Consider the following 15,508-nt stretch of genomic DNA (forward strand, 5'->3'; position numbering starts at 1 on the left):
GGATTGTGCATTCCAATGTGGGAGCGAGCCTGCTCGCGAAGGGGCCCTTCAATCCAGGCCCAATTTCTTCAGCCGATAGCGCATCGACCTGAACGAAAGACTCAAGCGCTGCGCCGCTGCCGTACGGTTCCAGCGTGTCTCCTCCAATGCCTGCAGGATCAGCTTGCGTTCGACGTTTTCCAGATAATCTTCCAGGTTGTCGATCTGCGTAAGGTCGGCAATCGCACCCTCCGCCGCGCAATTGCCTTCGCTCAGTCGCAAGTCCTGAGATTCGATGATACGGTTCTCGCACAGGGTATGCGCCCGTTCAAGTACGTTCTCCAGTTCCCGCACGTTCCCGGGGAAGCGGTAATTCTTCAGGCTTTCCAGCGCCTGCGGATGCAGGCTCGCGACAGGCTGGCCGGTGTCCCTGGCCAATCGCTTGAGGACATGCGCGGCCAGCACTTCGATGTCATCGCGGCGCTCGCGCAGAGAGGGTACGCGCAGCTCGATCACGTTCAACCGGTAATAAAGGTCCTGGCGAAAACGTTCGGCGCTGACCTGCGCATCAAGGTCCTTGTGCGTCGCGCTGAGGATGCGCACATCGACCACGGTTTCCTGCTGGCCGCCGATGCTGCGCACGGCTTTTTCCTGAATCGCCCGCAGTAGTTTGACCTGCATCGATAACGGCAGATCCGCCACTTCATCGAGAAACAGCGTGCCGCCATGGGCGGCCTGGAACAGCCCCGGTTTGTCCTCCACTGCACCGGTAAAACTGCCTTTGCGGTGGCCGAAAAACTCGCTTTCCATCAACTCCGAGGGAATCGCCCCGCAATTGACCGGGACAAAGGGCTGCTGGGCGCGCGGGCCCTGCTCATGAATCAGGCGTGCGACCAGTTCCTTGCCGCTGCCCGATTCACCGCTGATGTACACCGGCGCCTGGCTGCGGGCGAGTTTGTCGATCTGCTTGCGCAGGTTGCGCATGGGCAACGAGTCGCCGAGCAGGCGTCGGTCGATCGAACTGCTCGCGCCGCCCGCCACCGGCATACGCAGGGCCGTGGCGACCAGTTCGCGCAGGCGCGTGAGGTCGACTGGCTTGGTCAGAAAGTCGAAGGCCCCAGCCTTCAGCGCGTTGATCGCAGTCTCCAGACTGCCATAGGCGGTGATCATCGCCACCGGGAGCTGTGGATGACGTTGCTGGATGTGCTGCACCAGGTCCAGCCCCGTGCCGTCGGGCAGGCGCATGTCGGTCAGGCACAGATCGAAACGCTCGCGCTGCAGCAGCGCCTGGGCCTCACCCAGGTTACGCGCGCTGAGGGTATCGAGTTTCATCCGCCCCAAGGTGATTTCCAGGAGTTCGCGGATATCCGGTTCGTCGTCGACGATAAGAATTTTTTGCCGTGGGCTCGTAGTCAACTTTGTTTCCGTCCGTGAGCAAAGGTGATGCGAAAGCAGCCGCCGTCTTGGCGTGACTGAAAGTCTAGGCGCGCCTGGTTGCTTTCGCACAGCTCACGGGACAGATAAAGCCCAAGGCCGGTGCCCTGGCTACTGGTAGTAAAGAACGGTTCGAACAGATGCGCCTGTTCGGCGAGCGGCACGCCGGGGCCGTTGTCCCGCACTTGCAGCACCGCCAACTGGCTGTCCGGGTCGATGAACAGGGTCATCCAGACCTCGGCCTGATCATGCAGCAAGGCACTGTGACGCCAGCCGTTGCGTAACAGATTGTCGAGAATCTGAGTGAGCTGGTCGGGGTCCATCAGGGTATTGAAGTCGCCGGAATCGATCCGCAAATGAATCTGCTGACGTTCGGTCGCGTGTTCGCGGCTTTCGGCGACGAACTGTTGCAGCCATGGCTTGAGGTCCAGCCGTTGCGGTTCACTTTGCTGGCGGCGGGACAGTTGCAGGACGTTTTCGATGACTCGGTTCATGCGCTGGGAGTGGTCTTGAATGATCTGCGTCAGACGCCGATCGGCGCTGTCGAGTTCCTCGGACTCGGCCAAGAGCTGTGCGGCATGGCTGATCGCGCCCAGCGGGTTGCGGATTTCGTGGGATATCCCGGCGGTCAGTCGTCCAAGCGCGGCCAGCTTCAACTGCTGGGCCTGTTGGGCGATCTGTGCCAGGTCTTCGAGAAACACCAGAATCTGCTGGTTCGGGCGCTGATCGAGGGCGATGAAGCTCGGCTGCAGTTCGAGGCCGTTACCGGCCACCTTCAGGCTTTGCGGGCGCAGCGTCGGGTTATTCCTCCACAGCTGCAGGCGATCGACCAGGGCCGGCGCGCAATCGTCGATCAACTGACCCTGAAGGTGCGTATGCGCGAGCAAGGTCTGGGCGCTGTGGTTGGCCAGTTGTATGCGGCGTGCCTCATCGAGCACAAGAATGCCGGTGCGCATGCGTTGCAGGATCAGCGCATTGAGGGCTTCCAGGCAGATCACTTCGCTGGCGCGTTGTTCGGCCAGTGTTTCGCTGACCTCAACGCGGCGAATCAGACCCTGTACCAGCAGTGAGGCCGCGAAACATAACGCACCGAGGGTGCCGGCTTGCAGGTACTCGTTGGCGCTCAACGGGTGGCTGAAACTCAGCAGGAAACTCAAACCGACGATGCCCAGGGCAGCAATGGCCGCGATCAGCAAGCCAATGCGCCGGCGCAGCAAGGTATTGCTGATCGCCACCGAGACGATCAATAAATTGCCCAGCGCACTGGCCACACCGCCTGCTGCATAGAACAGACCACCGAGCAGCAGGACGTCGACCAGCGCGAGGCTGAGCAATTGAGCCGGGCGCCGGGTGTTCTCCAGAAACACCACCAGCAGGATATTGAGCACCAGGTACAACCAACTGCCGCCGCGCAACAGTTCGTCGTTGGCAGACGTCAGCAGACGGTTGTCCATGTCGCTGGAGATCAGCAGCACCAGCGTAATGCCGATGCTCAGGCGGTAAAGATGATAAAGACGCAGCAGGCGCTGCGCCTGTTTGCTGTCGGCGGGGGCGGCCTCAGCGATCACTGGCGCCTGGGCCTTGCTCAAGATGAGCTTGGCTGCAATACCACTGTGGTTGATTGCCCAGCGCGCGGTCGCGCGGCAAGTGCACGCCGCAATGGGCGCAACGCACCATCGGCGCGGCGTCTTGCTCGCGCGAGGCGCGCCCGGATGGCGAAGCGGAGGCGGGCGCCTTGAATTTACGCCACAACCAGATGGCGGCGAAGATCAGGGCAATCCAGAACAATAAACGAAGCATGATGGGCGGCTTTTCGACTGATGATCCGCCAGTTTAGCCAAGGACCCGATCAGCGCACAGCCTATTAAAGCGCGGCAATAAAAAAGGGAGATCCGCAGATCTCCCTTTTTCATACAGCCGGTGTGGTCAGTCGAACACGCCGAAAGTCATGTAGCTGAACCACGAGCGGTCGGTATCGGTGGATTCCGGCTCCGGCTCTTCGATCACGTCGCCGTTCTCGTCTTTAGGCTTGAGCTCGTTCGGGATCGCATCTTTCGCGTCCTGGAACTGCTTCTGCACGTCCTGGTTGGCGCGGGTTTCGCCCGGCGGCAGCGGTGGACGCGATTCGATCAGGCCCAGGGTCGCCTTGCTCAGGAACGAACGGTTGTCGGCTTCGGCAACACGCGGCACGAACTGGCCGTCCTGCAGGCTCGGGTGGTCCGGGTAGTTGAGCTTCAGGGTTTCCAGGCTGGTGGCGGCCAGGTCGTCCAGATGCAGGCGCTGGTAGGCTTCGGTCATCACCGCCAGGCCGTCGCCGACCGATGGGGTTTCCTGGAAGTTTTCCACCACGTAGCGGCCGCGGTTGGCGGCGGCGACGTAGGCCTGACGGGTCAGGTAGTAATCGGCCACGTGGATTTCGTAGGCCGCCAGCAGGTTGCGCAGGTAGATCATGCGCTGCTTGGCGTCCGGCGCGTAGCGGCTGTTCGGGTAGCGGCTGGTCAGCTGGGCGAACTCGTTGTACGAGTCGCGGGCGGCGCCCGGGTCACGCTTGGTCATGTCCAGCGGCAGGAAGCGCGCCAGCAGGCCGACGTCCTGGTCGAACGAAGTCAGACCCTTGAGGTAGTACGCGTAATCCACGTTCGGATGCTGCGGATGCAAACGAATGAAACGCTCGGCGGCAGACTTTGCAGCTTCCGGCTCGGCGTTCTTGTAGTTGGCGTAGATCAACTCCAGCTGGGCCTGATCGGCGTAGCGACCGAACGGATAACGCGACTCCAGAGCCTTCAGCTTGGCTGTGGCGCTGGTGTAGCTGTTGTTGTCCAGATCAGTCTGAGCCTGCTGATACAGCTCGGCTTCGCTGAGGTTTTCGTCTACGACTTCCTTCGATGAGCAAGCAGCGGTCAATGCGAGGATGGCGATCAGCAGCAGGTGTTTCACTTGCATGGCGGCTTGCGTCCCTATGACGGCCGCTGTCTTGGGCGGGGCCGTCCTGTTATGATGAGCGCCCCGTTGAAAAGCCTCGGGGCAAAAGACGCCGTATTTAACCACAAGCGCGCAGCCGAAACCAAAGGCTGTGCCGACGCCCAGTCCGAGCATGTCCGATAAAATTGAACTTAGCGCAGAGGTGCCGTCCGAATTGGGCGGCCAACGCCTCGATCAAGTCGCCGCCCAACTCTTCGCTGAGCACTCACGCTCGCGCCTTTCCGCCTGGATCAAAGAAGGTCGCCTGACTGTGGACGGGGCGGTCATCCGCCCGCGCGACATCGTGCATGGCGGTGCCATCCTTGAACTGACTGCCGAGCAGGAGGCCCAGGGCGAGTGGATCGCCCAGGACATCGAACTCGACATCGTCTATGAAGATGACGACATTCTGGTGATCAACAAGCCTGCGGGCCTGGTGGTGCATCCGGCTGCCGGTCACGCCGATGGCACCTTGCTCAACGCCTTGCTGCACCACGTGCCGGACATCATCAATGTCCCGCGCGCCGGTATCGTGCATCGTCTGGACAAGGACACCACCGGTCTGATGGTGGTGGCCAAGACCATTCAGGCGCAGACCAAACTGGTCGCGCAGTTGCAGAGCCGCAGCGTCAGCCGCATCTATGAGTGCATCGTGATCGGTGTGGTCACTGCCGGTGGCAAGATCAACGCGCCGATCGGTCGTCACGGCCAGCAGCGCCAGCGCATGGCGGTGATGGAAGGTGGCAAGCCTGCCGTCAGCCACTACCGCGTGCTGGAGCGCTTCCGTTCCCACACTCACGTGCGGGTCAAACTGGAAACCGGTCGCACCCACCAGATTCGCGTGCACATGGCGCACATCAACTTTCCGTTGGTCGGCGATCCGGCGTACGGCGGGCGTTTCCGCATTCCCCCGGCGGCGAACCCGACCATGGTGGAATCGCTCAAGCATTTCCCGCGTCAGGCCCTGCACGCGCGCTTCCTGGAACTCGATCACCCGACGAGCGGTGAGCGCATGAGCTGGGAATCGCCGCTGCCGGAAGATTTCGTCTGGCTGCTGACCCTGCTCAAGCAGGATCGCGAGGCGTTCATCGGATGAACTGGCTGACGCCGGACTGGCCTGCGCCGGCCAGCGTCAAAGCCTGTGTCACCACCCGTGAGGGTGGTGTCAGCGAGGCGCCGTTCGACAGCCTCAATCTGGGCGATCACGTCGATGATCGTCCGGAGGCGGTGGCCGAGAACCGTCGGCGGTTGACCGATCACTTCTCTATAAAGCCTGCCTGGTTGCAGCAAGTGCATGGGATTACCGTCGCGCATGCTGATCCGGGCATTGTTGCGACTGCAGATGCCAGTTGGACCGCAACGCCGGGTATCGCCTGCGCGGCGATGACTGCGGATTGTCTGCCGGCCTTGTTCTGCGATCGTGCGGGTACTCGCGTCGCTGCGGCTCATGCCGGTTGGCGCGGTCTGGCGGCGGGTGTGCTTGAAGCCACCCTCGATAGCCTCGATGTTGCGCCTGAAGACATTCTCGTCTGGCTCGGCCCGGCCATCGGCCCGCAGGCCTTTGAAGTTGGCGCGGAAGTGCGCGAAGTCTTCGTCAGTCAGTTGCCTGAAGCAGCCGAAGCCTTTGTACCGAGCAGCAATGCCGGCAAGTTCATGGCCGACATCTATCAGTTGGCGCGCCTGCGTCTGGCTGAGCGTGGTGTCACTGCTGTTTATGGTGGCGGATTCTGCACCGTGACTGATCCGCGCTTCTTCTCGTATCGCCGTGCTTCGCGCACCGGTCGCTTTGCCTCCCTGATCTGGCTCACCCGCTAGACTGTCTGATCTGCATCAACTCTCCGACGCTTGAATCTTGCAGAATCGACCGCATCTATAGCGGTATCTGGCAGGTTTCTTTATTCAGGATGGTTTCTTAGGTCCGGCCTGCTCAAAAGGAAGGTGACCCATGCGTATTGACCGTTTAACCAGCAAATTACAGTTGGCCTTGTCCGACGCCCAGTCGTTGGCGGTTGGCCACGATCATCCGGCCATCGAGCCGGCGCACTTGATGCAAGCCATGCTTGAACAGCAGGGCGGTTCGATCAAGCCGCTGCTCATGCAGGTCGGCTTCGACGTCAACAGCTTGCGCAAAGAATTGACCAAAGAGCTCGATCAATTACCGAAAATCCAGAACCCGACTGGCGACGTGAACATGTCGCAGGATCTGGCGCGCCTGCTCAATCAGGCTGACCGTCTGGCCCAGCAGAAAGGTGATCAGTTCATCTCCAGCGAACTGGTGCTGCTCGCCGCGATGGATGAGAACAGCAAGTTGGGCAAGTTGCTGCTCGGCCAGGGCGTGAGCAAGAAAGCCCTGGAAAACGCGATCAACAACCTGCGTGGCGGCGAAGCGGTGAATGACGCCAACCACGAAGAGTCGCGTCAGGCACTGGATAAATACACCGTCGACCTGACCAAGCGCGCCGAAGACGGCAAGCTTGATCCGGTGATCGGCCGTGACGACGAAATTCGTCGGACCATTCAGGTTTTGCAGCGCCGTACGAAAAACAACCCGGTGCTGATCGGTGAGCCGGGCGTGGGTAAAACCGCAATCGCCGAAGGTCTGGCCCAGCGCATCATCAACGGCGAAGTGCCGGACGGCCTCAAGGGCAAGCGCCTGCTCTCGCTGGACATGGGCGCGCTGATTGCCGGCGCCAAGTATCGCGGTGAGTTCGAAGAGCGCCTCAAAGGCTTGCTCAACGAGCTGTCGAAGCAGGAAGGGCAGATCATTCTGTTCATCGACGAACTGCACACCATGGTCGGCGCCGGTAAAGGCGAAGGCTCGATGGACGCCGGCAACATGCTCAAGCCAGCCTTGGCTCGCGGCGAGTTGCACTGCGTTGGCGCGACCACGCTCAATGAGTATCGCCAATATATAGAGAAGGACGCGGCGCTCGAGCGACGTTTCCAGAAAGTCTTGGTGGACGAGCCGAGCGAAGAAGACACCATCGCGATTCTGCGGGGCCTCAAGGAACGTTACGAGGTTCACCATAAGGTGGCTATCACTGACGGCGCGATTATCGCCGCGGCCAAGCTCAGCCATCGCTATATCACTGACCGGCAGTTGCCGGACAAGGCGATCGATCTGATCGACGAGGCGGCGAGCCGCATTCGCATGGAGATCGACTCCAAGCCGGAAGTGCTCGACCGTCTGGAGCGGCGCCTGATTCAGTTGAAGGTGGAATCCCAGGCACTGAAGAAAGAAAGCGACGACGCGGCGAAGAAACGCCTGGAAAAACTCCAGGAAGAAATCGAGCGTCACGAGCGTGAATATTCCGATCTGGAGGAAATCTGGAACTCGGAAAAAGCCGAGGTACAGGGTTCTGCGCAGATTCAGCAGAAGATCGAACAGTCGCGCCAGGAACTGGAAGCCGCACGCCGCAAAGGCGATCTGAACCGCATGGCCGAGTTGCAGTACGGGGTGATCCCGGATCTGGAGCGCAGCCTGCAAATGGTCGACCAGCACGGCAAGAGCGAAAACCAGTTGCTGCGCAGCAAGGTGACCGAAGAAGAGATCGCCGAAGTCGTGTCGAAATGGACCGGTATCCCGGTGTCGAAAATGCTCGAAGGCGAGCGCGACAAGCTGATGAAGATGGAGAGCCTGTTGCACAAACGGGTGATCGGTCAGGAAGAAGCAGTCGTCGCTGTCGCCAACGCCGTGCGGCGTTCCCGAGCCGGGCTGTCCGACCCGAATCGTCCGAGCGGTTCGTTCATGTTCCTCGGCCCGACCGGTGTCGGTAAAACCGAGCTGTGCAAGGCGCTGGCCGAGTTCCTCTTCGATACCGAAGAGGCGATGGTGCGGATCGACATGTCCGAGTTCATGGAGAAACATTCCGTGGCTCGCCTGATCGGTGCGCCACCAGGCTACGTCGGCTACGAAGAGGGCGGCTATCTGACCGAAGCGGTGCGTCGCAAGCCGTACTCGGTGATCCTGATGGACGAGGTCGAGAAGGCGCACCCGGATGTGTTCAACATCCTCCTGCAAGTGCTTGAGGATGGCCGTCTGACCGACAGCCATGGTCGTACGGTGGACTTCCGCAATACGGTGATCGTCATGACGTCGAACCTGGGCTCCATGCAGATCCAGGAACTGGTCGGTGATCGTGAGGCGCAGCGTGCCGCAGTGATGGACGCGCTGACGTCGCATTTCCGTCCGGAGTTCATCAACCGGGTCGACGAAGTGGTGATTTTCGAGCCGCTGGCACGCGATCAGATCGCTGGCATCACCGAGATCCAGTTGGGCCGTCTGCGCAGTCGTCTGGCCGAGCGCGAGCTGAAGCTGGAGCTGAGTCCGGAGGCAATGGACAAGCTGATCGCCGTCGGTTACGACCCGGTGTATGGCGCACGGCCGTTGAAACGGGCGATCCAGCGCTGGATCGAAAACCCGCTGGCGCAGTTGATCCTGTCGGGTCATTTCATGCCCGGCGACACGGCCACTGGCAAGGTCGAGAACGACGAAATCGTTTTCGGCTAAGCCTCGGCGGCAATGAAACAGGGAAGGCCTCGCATTGCGAGGCCTTTTTTTCGCCAGGCTGTTGAACTCAAAGGAAAAGGCTTGTAAAGTGCGCCCCGCAGTCAGTCACCAACAGCGTTTCAGCTCACTGGGCTGGAATCTGAAATAAGTTGCAAATCATTAACTTGAAAGCAATTTAGGGGGTTGACAGAGGTGTTCTAGGTTGTAGAATAGCGCGCCTCAGACACACGAACGCAGCGATGCGAACGGGTGGCGAGATGTAGCAAAGCTTCACCGTTGTAAATTGAAATATGCAGTTCCGTGATAGCTCAGTCGGTAGAGCAAATGACTGTTAATCATTGGGTCCCAGGTTCGAGTCCTGGTCACGGAGCCAATTTCAAATCGGGGTATAGCGCAGTCCGGTAGCGCGCCTGCTTTGGGAGCAGGATGTCAGGAGTTCGAATCCCCTTACCCCGACCATTTTTGGGTCGTTAGCTCAGTTGGTAGAGCAGTTGGCTTTTAACCAATTGGTCGTAGGTTCGAATCCCACACGACCCACCATTTTTGAAACCAGTTAACGCTGGGATCGAATCTTAAGATCAGAGGCCAAAAGCGCTGATCGAAGAAGGCGATCTTTGAAAGGTCGCCTTTTTTTTACCGGGGTATAGCGCAGTCCGGTAGCGCGCCTGCTTTGGGAGCAGGATGTCAGGAGTTCGAATCCCCTTACCCCGACCATATTAAAAATCCTCGTATCGAAAGATACGGGGATTTTTTTTGCCCGTCGAAAGCCGAATCCCTTCAAGTCGTCATACAACCTGCCGATAGCCCGCTAACACGAGGGGACTGCCAACGCTTCGCCCCTGAATCTGGCCAATACAAGAATAAGGGCGTTCGTCATGTTGCTTCGTCGGTTGAATATTGCTCCACGGGCTGCGCTGGGCTTTGCCCTGATTGCGGTGTTGGTGGCCATGCTTGGGGTGTTTGCGCTGGGGCAGATGTCGAGTATTCGCGACAGTGAGGTGGCGGTGGAGAACCGCTGGTTGCCGAGCATTCGCGGTGGCGACGAGATCCGCGAGCTGATGCTGCGTATCCGCACCATTTCCCTGCGCATGGCGCTGGATCAGGATCCTGCAAACATCGCCACCTATCGTGGCCAGATGGACACCCGGGACAAAGAGCTGAGCGAGAAAATCGCCGCCTACGACAAACTGGTCGATACCCCGGAAGGCCAGCAACTGTATGACCAGTTCAAGACTACCTTCGCCGCTTATCGCACCGGCATCGCCCAGTCGTTCACCCTCGCCGAGCAAGGCAAGCGGGACGAGCTGACCAGATTGCTGCTGGTCGATATGAAAACGGTGGTCGACGGTTCCGGCAAGCAACTCAACGATCTGGCTGACTTGTTTGCCCGGCAAGTGGCTGCCGAGAGCGAGAAGTCCGCCGCGCATTATCAAACCTCGCGCACCATCGTCAGCCTGTTCATTGCTTTGGCAGCGCTGGCCACGGTGACGCTGGCGATGTTGCTGACGCGCAGTATCGTGCGCCCCCTGAGCAGCGCCGTGGATGCTGCCGAAAGCGTGGCCAAGGGCGATCTGACCCGGCCCATCGAGGCTCATGGCAACGATGAAGTGAGCCGTTTGCTCAAAGCGTTGGCGACCATGCAGCAGAACCTGCGCGAAACCCTGCAGGGCATCAGCGGCTCGGCCACGCAACTGGCCACGGCCGCTGACGAGCTGAGCGCGGTCACGGTCAACAGCACGCAAGGGCTGCAACAGCAGAACAATGAAATCGAACAAGCCGCCACCGCCGTCAACGAGATGACCGCTGCGGTGGAGGAGGTGGCGCGCAACGCCGTGTCGACGTCCGATGCCACGCGCCAATCCAGTCAGTCGGCGCAGTTGGGCCAGGAACGCGTCAGCGAAACCGCCAGCGCGATCAATGCGTTGGCCAGCGATGTGCAACACACTGGTGAGTTGGTGCAGTCGCTGGCGAATCAGTCACAAGACATCGGCAAAGTGCTCGATGTGATTCGCGCCATCGCCGAACAGACCAACTTGCTGGCGCTCAACGCCGCCATTGAAGCGGCACGCGCGGGTGAAAGCGGGCGAGGTTTTGCGGTAGTGGCCGACGAGGTGCGCGCGCTGGCCTATCGCACCCAGCAATCGACACAAGAGATCGAGCAGATGGTGCAGGGCATGCGCAGCGGGTCGAGCCTGGCGCTGGATTCCATGCAGGCCAGCGCATCCCGTGCGGCGAGCACGCTGGTATTGGCTGAGCGGGCGGGCGAGGCACTGGTGACGATCACGGCTTCGGTGCACGAGATTCACGAGCGCAACCTGGTCATCGCCAGCGCCGCTGAAGAGCAGGCGCAAGTAGCGCGCGAAGTTGATCGCAATCTGGTGAACATTCGTGATCTGTCGGTGCGCTCCGCTGCTGGGGCCGATCAGACCAGTGCGTCGAGCCATGAACTGTCGCAACTGGCCAACGCCCTGCAGGGCATGGTGAGACGCTTCCAGCTGTAATCGACAGCCAATAAAAAGCCCCGCGCGATGCGGGGCTTGGAATAAAGATCAAAGGTGGGAGCGAGCCTGCTCGCGAATGCGCTGGATCTGCGAGCAGCACGAAAACCTGTGGGAGCCGGGCTTGCCCGCGATAGCGGTGGGTCAGGCAACAGAAATATCAACTGACCCGGCGCCATCGCTGGCAAGCCAGCTCCCACAGACGCTGGCCTTAGTGCAATTTCAGACGCGGCTCGGTGCCACGACCGATCTTGCTGCCCAGCATCAGCATTGCCGTGCGGAACGGCCCGTACAGTGCCATCTGGTGCATACGGTACAGCGACACGTAAAACATCCGCGCCAGCCAGCCTTCGAGCATCACGCTGCCGGTCAGGTTGCCCATCAAGTTACCCACAGCGGAAAAACGCGACAACGAAATCAGCGAGCCGTAATCGGTGTACTTGTACTCCGGCAGGGTCTTGCCTTCGATGCGCAGTTTCAGCGACTTCGCCAGCAATGACGCCTGTTGGTGCGCCGCCTGAGCACGTGGCGGCACGTTACGATCGGTACCCGGTTGCGGGCAGGCCGCGCAGTCACCAAAGGCAAAAATGTTTTCGTCGCGGGTGGTCTGCAGGGTTGGCAGCACTTGCAGCTGATTGATGCGGTTGGTTTCCAGACCGTCGATGTCCTTGAGAAACCCCGGGGCACGAATACCGGCGGCCCAGACTTTCAGGCTGGCCTTGATCTCGTTGCCGTCGGCGGTGATCAGGCTGTCGGCGGTGACTTCGCTGACCGAGGCGTTGGTCATGACATTGACCCCGAGCTTCTCCAGGGTTTTGTGCACCGGTCCGCTGATGCGTTCCGGCAGCGCCGGCAGCACCCGTGGGCCGGCTTCGATCAGCGTAATGTGCATGTTTTCCGGTTTGATCCGGTCCAGACCGTAAGCCGCCAGTTCATGGGCGGCGTTGTGCAGCTCTGCGGCCAGCTCGACGCCCGTGGCGCCAGCGCCGACGATGGCCACGCTGATCTGCTCGACCACATCGGTTTGCCCGGCGTGGGCGCGCAAATAGTGATTGAGCAGTTGCTGGTGAAAGCGCTCGGCCTGTTTACGGGTATCGAGGAACAGGCAATGCTGCGCTGCACCCTGAGTGCCGAAATCGTTGGTGGTGCTGCCGACGCTGATCACCAGCGAGTCATATGGCACTTCGCGCGCGGGCACCAGTTCGACGCCGTTTTCGTCATAAGTGGCAGCGAGTTGAATTTTCTTCTGCGCGCGGTCGAGACCGCTCATGCGCCCCAGCTGGAACTCGAAGTGGTTCCATTTCGCCTGGGCAACATAGTTGAGTTCATCTTCCGAGGAGTTGAGGGAGCCGGCGGCCACTTCGTGCAGCAGCGGTTTCCAGATGTGCGTCAGGTTGGCGTCGACCAGCATCACGCTGGCTGTGCCGCGTTTGCCCAGGGTCTTACCCAGACGGGTAGCCAACTCCAGACCGCCGGCGCCGCCGCCGACAATGACAATACGATGGGACATAGGGATAACTCGCAAGGTTTTTAAAGGAAATCTGTGCAGTTGCCCGAGCGAGTGCGAAGCGACTCATAGCGTCAGGTAACTGATAAATCGGCTCAACAGGCCCAGACCAATGGTCACTGCCAGTACCAGCACCAGGAGCATCCACGGCCGGAATGGCCGGCGCTCGACACGGTGTTGGGACAGTTGCAGGTATTCTTCGACATGCTTTTGGTCTTCGGGGTTCAGGCGGCTGGTCATATTTGCCTCGTCAGGTAGACGTTACTGAATGGGCAGAAGCTACAGCGGTTTTTAGCCGGGGTTGAACGCAGCATAGCCGCTGTCCGGGACCGGTTCGACGCGCACGTCGTCGTCGAGGCGAATGATGCCGCTCTGTAGCACTCGCGCAGTGATTCCGCCGTGCCCGCGTACGGCCTGGAAAGTGCCGGGGCCGAGGTTGTTCTGCAAGCGTGCGCAGGGCTGACACCAGCCTGTGGTTTCGAGTATCGCCTGACCGATGCGAAAGCGCCGCCCCTTTAGGCTAAACAAATTGATTCCGCTTATAACGAGATTGCGCCGCAGATCTTCAGGTCTGATCGGTTGATCGTCGGGGCGGCCCATCAATGCGTTGATCACCGCCAGGTGTTCCCACTGGATCAGCGTCACTTGTCGCGCGTTGCGAACGCCGGGGCGGGCGTGGTCTCCGGTCAGTCCGGCTTCCAGGCGCGCCTCGACCGCATCGAGTTCAATCATTGGCCCACGGGACTGAGGACGCACGCCGATCCAGCGCACCCGGCCGGCTTGCGGCACCTCGGCGATCAGTTGCTGCAGCGGCGTCACAGACTGATGCCTACGTCGAAGACGATGCTGCGACCGAGGTTGCTGCGCAAAAAATCCGGCGCATCAGGGTGAGCGAACAACACACGGGCAAACGTCGGGCCGACCAGCGACAGCGAGCGCCAGCCCTGACGCAGGTATTCGGTCGGCGGCGGGAAATGACTGTTGAGGTCCAGCACTTCGCGCTTGAGGCTGGCGAAGGCGATGATGTCCAGTTCGCCCAGGTCCATGCCGCGCTCCTTGTAGTTGTGGGCTTTCTTGCGCAACGTCGGCGCCAGGCGCAAAAGAAATTCATTGGCCGGGATCCGCTTGGGCTTGGCTTCGCGGCGCACCAGTTGGCTGAGGGAAAACGCGCTCCGCCGACGCTGCAATTCGTCGCGCCATTCATCGTTGAGGCGGCGGCCTTCATCGAGGACGAAAAATACTTCGAAATTGGCATCGCGAAACAGTACGTCCGGCGGCTCACCGGCCGGCGCGAATTCATCGGCGCGGTAGGGGATATTCAAGCCTTGCAGCAGGCGCTGGCAGACCCAACGCTCACGCTCCCATTTGCGGGCATTGGACAGGAACGCGTTGGCTTGCTCGGCCGCGATGGTCAGCAGGCGTAAATAATCTGAGTCATCCATAGGCCCAAGCTTAGCGTCCAAATGCGACAAGCAGAAAGCTTTGCATCGGCCCAGATATAAACGTCTTGCGATTGCGCACTTGTAGGAGCTGCCGAAGGCTGCGATCTTTCGCTTTTATAAAACAAGATTAAAAGATCGTCCGATCGCTGCCCGAGCCTTCGGCAGCTCCTACAAAGGATGTGTCGAATAGCAGGTGAAGGGTCATGATTGGAGCTGAACTGCTGTCCTCGACAAGCCTGACGTTCGGCTGGCTGATTTATCTGCCGGTGCTGCTGTGGGCGATCGCGCGCGCGCCATGGGTCGAGCTGTTCAGCGACAGTCGCCGGCAGCACTTGCTGTTCGGCACGGTATTCGCGCTGTTTCTGCTGTGGCTGGTGCGCAGGGATTTCGATACCGGCGTGTCCTATCACTTCATTGGCATGACGGCGGTAACGTTGCTGCTCGATTGGCCGCTGGCGATTGTCGGCGGGCTGGTCGCGCAGATGGGGCTGGTGCTGTTGGGGCGTCAGGACCTTGTAGCCGTCGGCGTCAACGGCACATTACTGATTCTGTTGCCGGTGCTGGTCACCGAGTGTGTGGCCATTCTGGTCGAGCGTGCGCAGCCACGAAACCCGTTCGTTTACATCTTTTGTTCCGGGTTCTTCGCAGCCGCTTTGTCTGGCCTGTTGTGCCTGGTCCTGAGCCTGACGCTGCTGTGGTACGACGGCCTGTTCGCGATGCCGGAATGGCTGGAGGATTTCGTCGGTTATCTGTGGCTGCTGTTGTTTCCCGAGGCTTTCATCAACGGCATGATCGTCAGTGCGCTGGTGGTGTTTTCCCCGGAATGGCTGGAGACCTTCAACCGCACGCGTTACCTCTCGGCGCCGTGGAAGGACGACGAGCCGAAGTCTTGATCCACATCAAACCGGCCACGCCGGAGAGATTTCATGCTCGCGCAAATCCCTTCAGGAGTAGTGGCATGGGCGTTTACGAATGGGCGCGGCAGGAAACCCGGCAGAATCTGGACATGGCGCTGGAAGTGGGCTTCGACCTGGGCCTGAGTTTGCGCGCCTTGCTCAGCGCGGTGGTGCAGCAGAGCAAGGCTGTGCGCAACGCCGAAGACCTCGCCGACGAGTTGCGTTTTCTGGCGGAAAACCTCGACGATGGTCAGGACTATAGCTTCATGCGGCCCTGATCG

At 60.3% G+C, this 15,508-nt stretch carries 14 protein-coding genes and 4 tRNA genes; 10 read left to right on the forward strand and 8 right to left on the reverse strand.

From position 1 onward, the window contains the following. Positions 1 to 48: 48 nt before the first annotated feature. From HU743_RS16725 to HU743_RS16740, 4 genes are all read right to left on the reverse strand, one after another. Complete coding sequence (locus HU743_RS16725) at positions 49 to 1,395, reverse strand: sigma-54 dependent transcriptional regulator (protein ID WP_186649905.1); 1,347 nt, start codon at positions 1,393 to 1,395, stop codon at positions 49 to 51. Next, entirely contained in the window at positions 1,392 to 2,981 is a 1,590-nt protein-coding gene (locus HU743_RS16730; protein WP_186649975.1) for an ATP-binding protein, read from the reverse strand. The genes HU743_RS16725 and HU743_RS16730 overlap by 4 nt, the downstream gene beginning before the upstream one ends. Continuing rightward, entirely contained in the window at positions 2,971 to 3,213 is a 243-nt protein-coding gene (locus HU743_RS16735; RefSeq protein WP_186546887.1) for a PP0621 family protein, read from the reverse strand. Before HU743_RS16735 ends, HU743_RS16730 begins: the two co-directional genes overlap by 11 nt. A 126-nt stretch (positions 3,214 to 3,339) precedes the next feature. Further along, positions 3,340 to 4,356 carry an outer membrane protein assembly factor BamD gene (locus HU743_RS16740; protein WP_186532466.1) on the reverse strand — a complete coding sequence of 339 codons (1,017 nt, stop codon included), beginning with the start codon at positions 4,354 to 4,356 and terminating at the stop codon, positions 3,340 to 3,342. A gap of 151 nt (positions 4,357 to 4,507) precedes the next feature. On the opposite strand from HU743_RS16740, the gene rluD reads away from it, so the two are divergent. The 8 genes from rluD (at position 4,508) to HU743_RS16780 (ending at position 11,385) form a co-directional block, all read left to right on the forward strand. Further along, positions 4,508 to 5,470, forward strand: coding sequence for a 23S rRNA pseudouridine(1911/1915/1917) synthase RluD (gene rluD / locus HU743_RS16745; RefSeq protein WP_186622402.1), 963 nt, complete (start codon positions 4,508 to 4,510; stop codon positions 5,468 to 5,470). Then, entirely contained in the window at positions 5,467 to 6,189 is a 723-nt protein-coding gene (gene pgeF / locus HU743_RS16750) for a peptidoglycan editing factor PgeF (RefSeq protein ID WP_186546889.1), read from the forward strand. Before rluD ends, pgeF begins: the two co-directional genes overlap by 4 nt. Before the next feature lie 130 nt (positions 6,190 to 6,319). Then, on the forward strand, positions 6,320 to 8,884 hold the full coding sequence (gene clpB, locus HU743_RS16755) for an ATP-dependent chaperone ClpB (protein WP_016773142.1): 2,565 nt from the start codon (positions 6,320 to 6,322) through the stop codon (positions 8,882 to 8,884). A 297-nt stretch (positions 8,885 to 9,181) separates the two neighbouring features. Further along, positions 9,182 to 9,257: transfer RNA gene (locus tag HU743_RS16760), tRNA-Asn, on the forward strand. 9 nt (positions 9,258 to 9,266) lie between these two features. Further along, positions 9,267 to 9,343: transfer RNA gene (locus tag HU743_RS16765), tRNA-Pro, on the forward strand. Between the two features lie 5 nt (positions 9,344 to 9,348). Then, positions 9,349 to 9,424, forward strand: a tRNA-Lys gene (locus HU743_RS16770). 97 nt (positions 9,425 to 9,521) lie between these two features. Then, positions 9,522 to 9,598: transfer RNA gene (locus HU743_RS16775), tRNA-Pro, on the forward strand. A gap of 161 nt (positions 9,599 to 9,759) precedes the next feature. Beyond that, positions 9,760 to 11,385 (forward strand): methyl-accepting chemotaxis protein, encoded by a 1,626-nt coding sequence (locus tag HU743_RS16780; protein ID WP_186649908.1) that lies wholly within the window; start codon positions 9,760 to 9,762, stop codon positions 11,383 to 11,385. 208 nt (positions 11,386 to 11,593) lie between these two features. Here HU743_RS16780 and HU743_RS16785 read toward each other — a convergent pair whose 3' ends face one another. The 4 genes from HU743_RS16785 to HU743_RS16800 all read right to left on the reverse strand — a co-directional run bounded on the left by HU743_RS16785 (position 11,594) and on the right by HU743_RS16800 (position 14,331). Next, positions 11,594 to 12,892 (reverse strand): NAD(P)/FAD-dependent oxidoreductase, encoded by a 1,299-nt coding sequence (locus HU743_RS16785; protein ID WP_186546891.1) that lies wholly within the window; start codon positions 12,890 to 12,892, stop codon positions 11,594 to 11,596. Positions 12,893 to 12,955: 63 nt separating this feature from the next. Continuing rightward, the gene (locus HU743_RS16790; RefSeq protein ID WP_007909875.1) at positions 12,956 to 13,129 is read right to left on the reverse strand and encodes a DUF3094 domain-containing protein; all 174 of its coding nucleotides are present in this window, start codon (positions 13,127 to 13,129) and stop codon (positions 12,956 to 12,958) included. A gap of 51 nt (positions 13,130 to 13,180) precedes the next feature. After that, entirely contained in the window at positions 13,181 to 13,708 is a 528-nt protein-coding gene (locus tag HU743_RS16795) for an MOSC domain-containing protein (protein ID WP_186649911.1), read from the reverse strand. Next, positions 13,705 to 14,331, reverse strand: a complete 627-nt coding sequence (locus tag HU743_RS16800; RefSeq protein ID WP_007909887.1) for a DUF1780 domain-containing protein — start codon at positions 14,329 to 14,331, stop codon at positions 13,705 to 13,707. Before HU743_RS16800 ends, HU743_RS16795 begins: the two co-directional genes overlap by 4 nt. 203 nt (positions 14,332 to 14,534) lie before the next feature. On the opposite strand from HU743_RS16800, the gene HU743_RS16805 reads away from it, so the two are divergent. Together HU743_RS16805 and HU743_RS16810 are read left to right on the forward strand one after the other, a co-directional pair. Next, positions 14,535 to 15,224 (forward strand): energy-coupling factor ABC transporter permease, encoded by a 690-nt coding sequence (locus tag HU743_RS16805; protein ID WP_186649923.1) that lies wholly within the window; start codon positions 14,535 to 14,537, stop codon positions 15,222 to 15,224. A gap of 65 nt (positions 15,225 to 15,289) precedes the next feature. After that, a complete protein-coding gene (locus tag HU743_RS16810; protein ID WP_186649925.1) occupies positions 15,290 to 15,505 on the forward strand; it encodes a hypothetical protein in 216 nt (71 codons plus the stop codon). The last annotated feature ends 3 nt before the right edge of the window (positions 15,506 to 15,508 follow it).

Origin of the sequence: Pseudomonas sp. SWRI99 (genome assembly GCF_014270125.1) — a bacterium.
Taxonomy (GTDB): domain Bacteria; phylum Pseudomonadota; class Gammaproteobacteria; order Pseudomonadales; family Pseudomonadaceae; genus Aquipseudomonas; species Aquipseudomonas hamedanensis.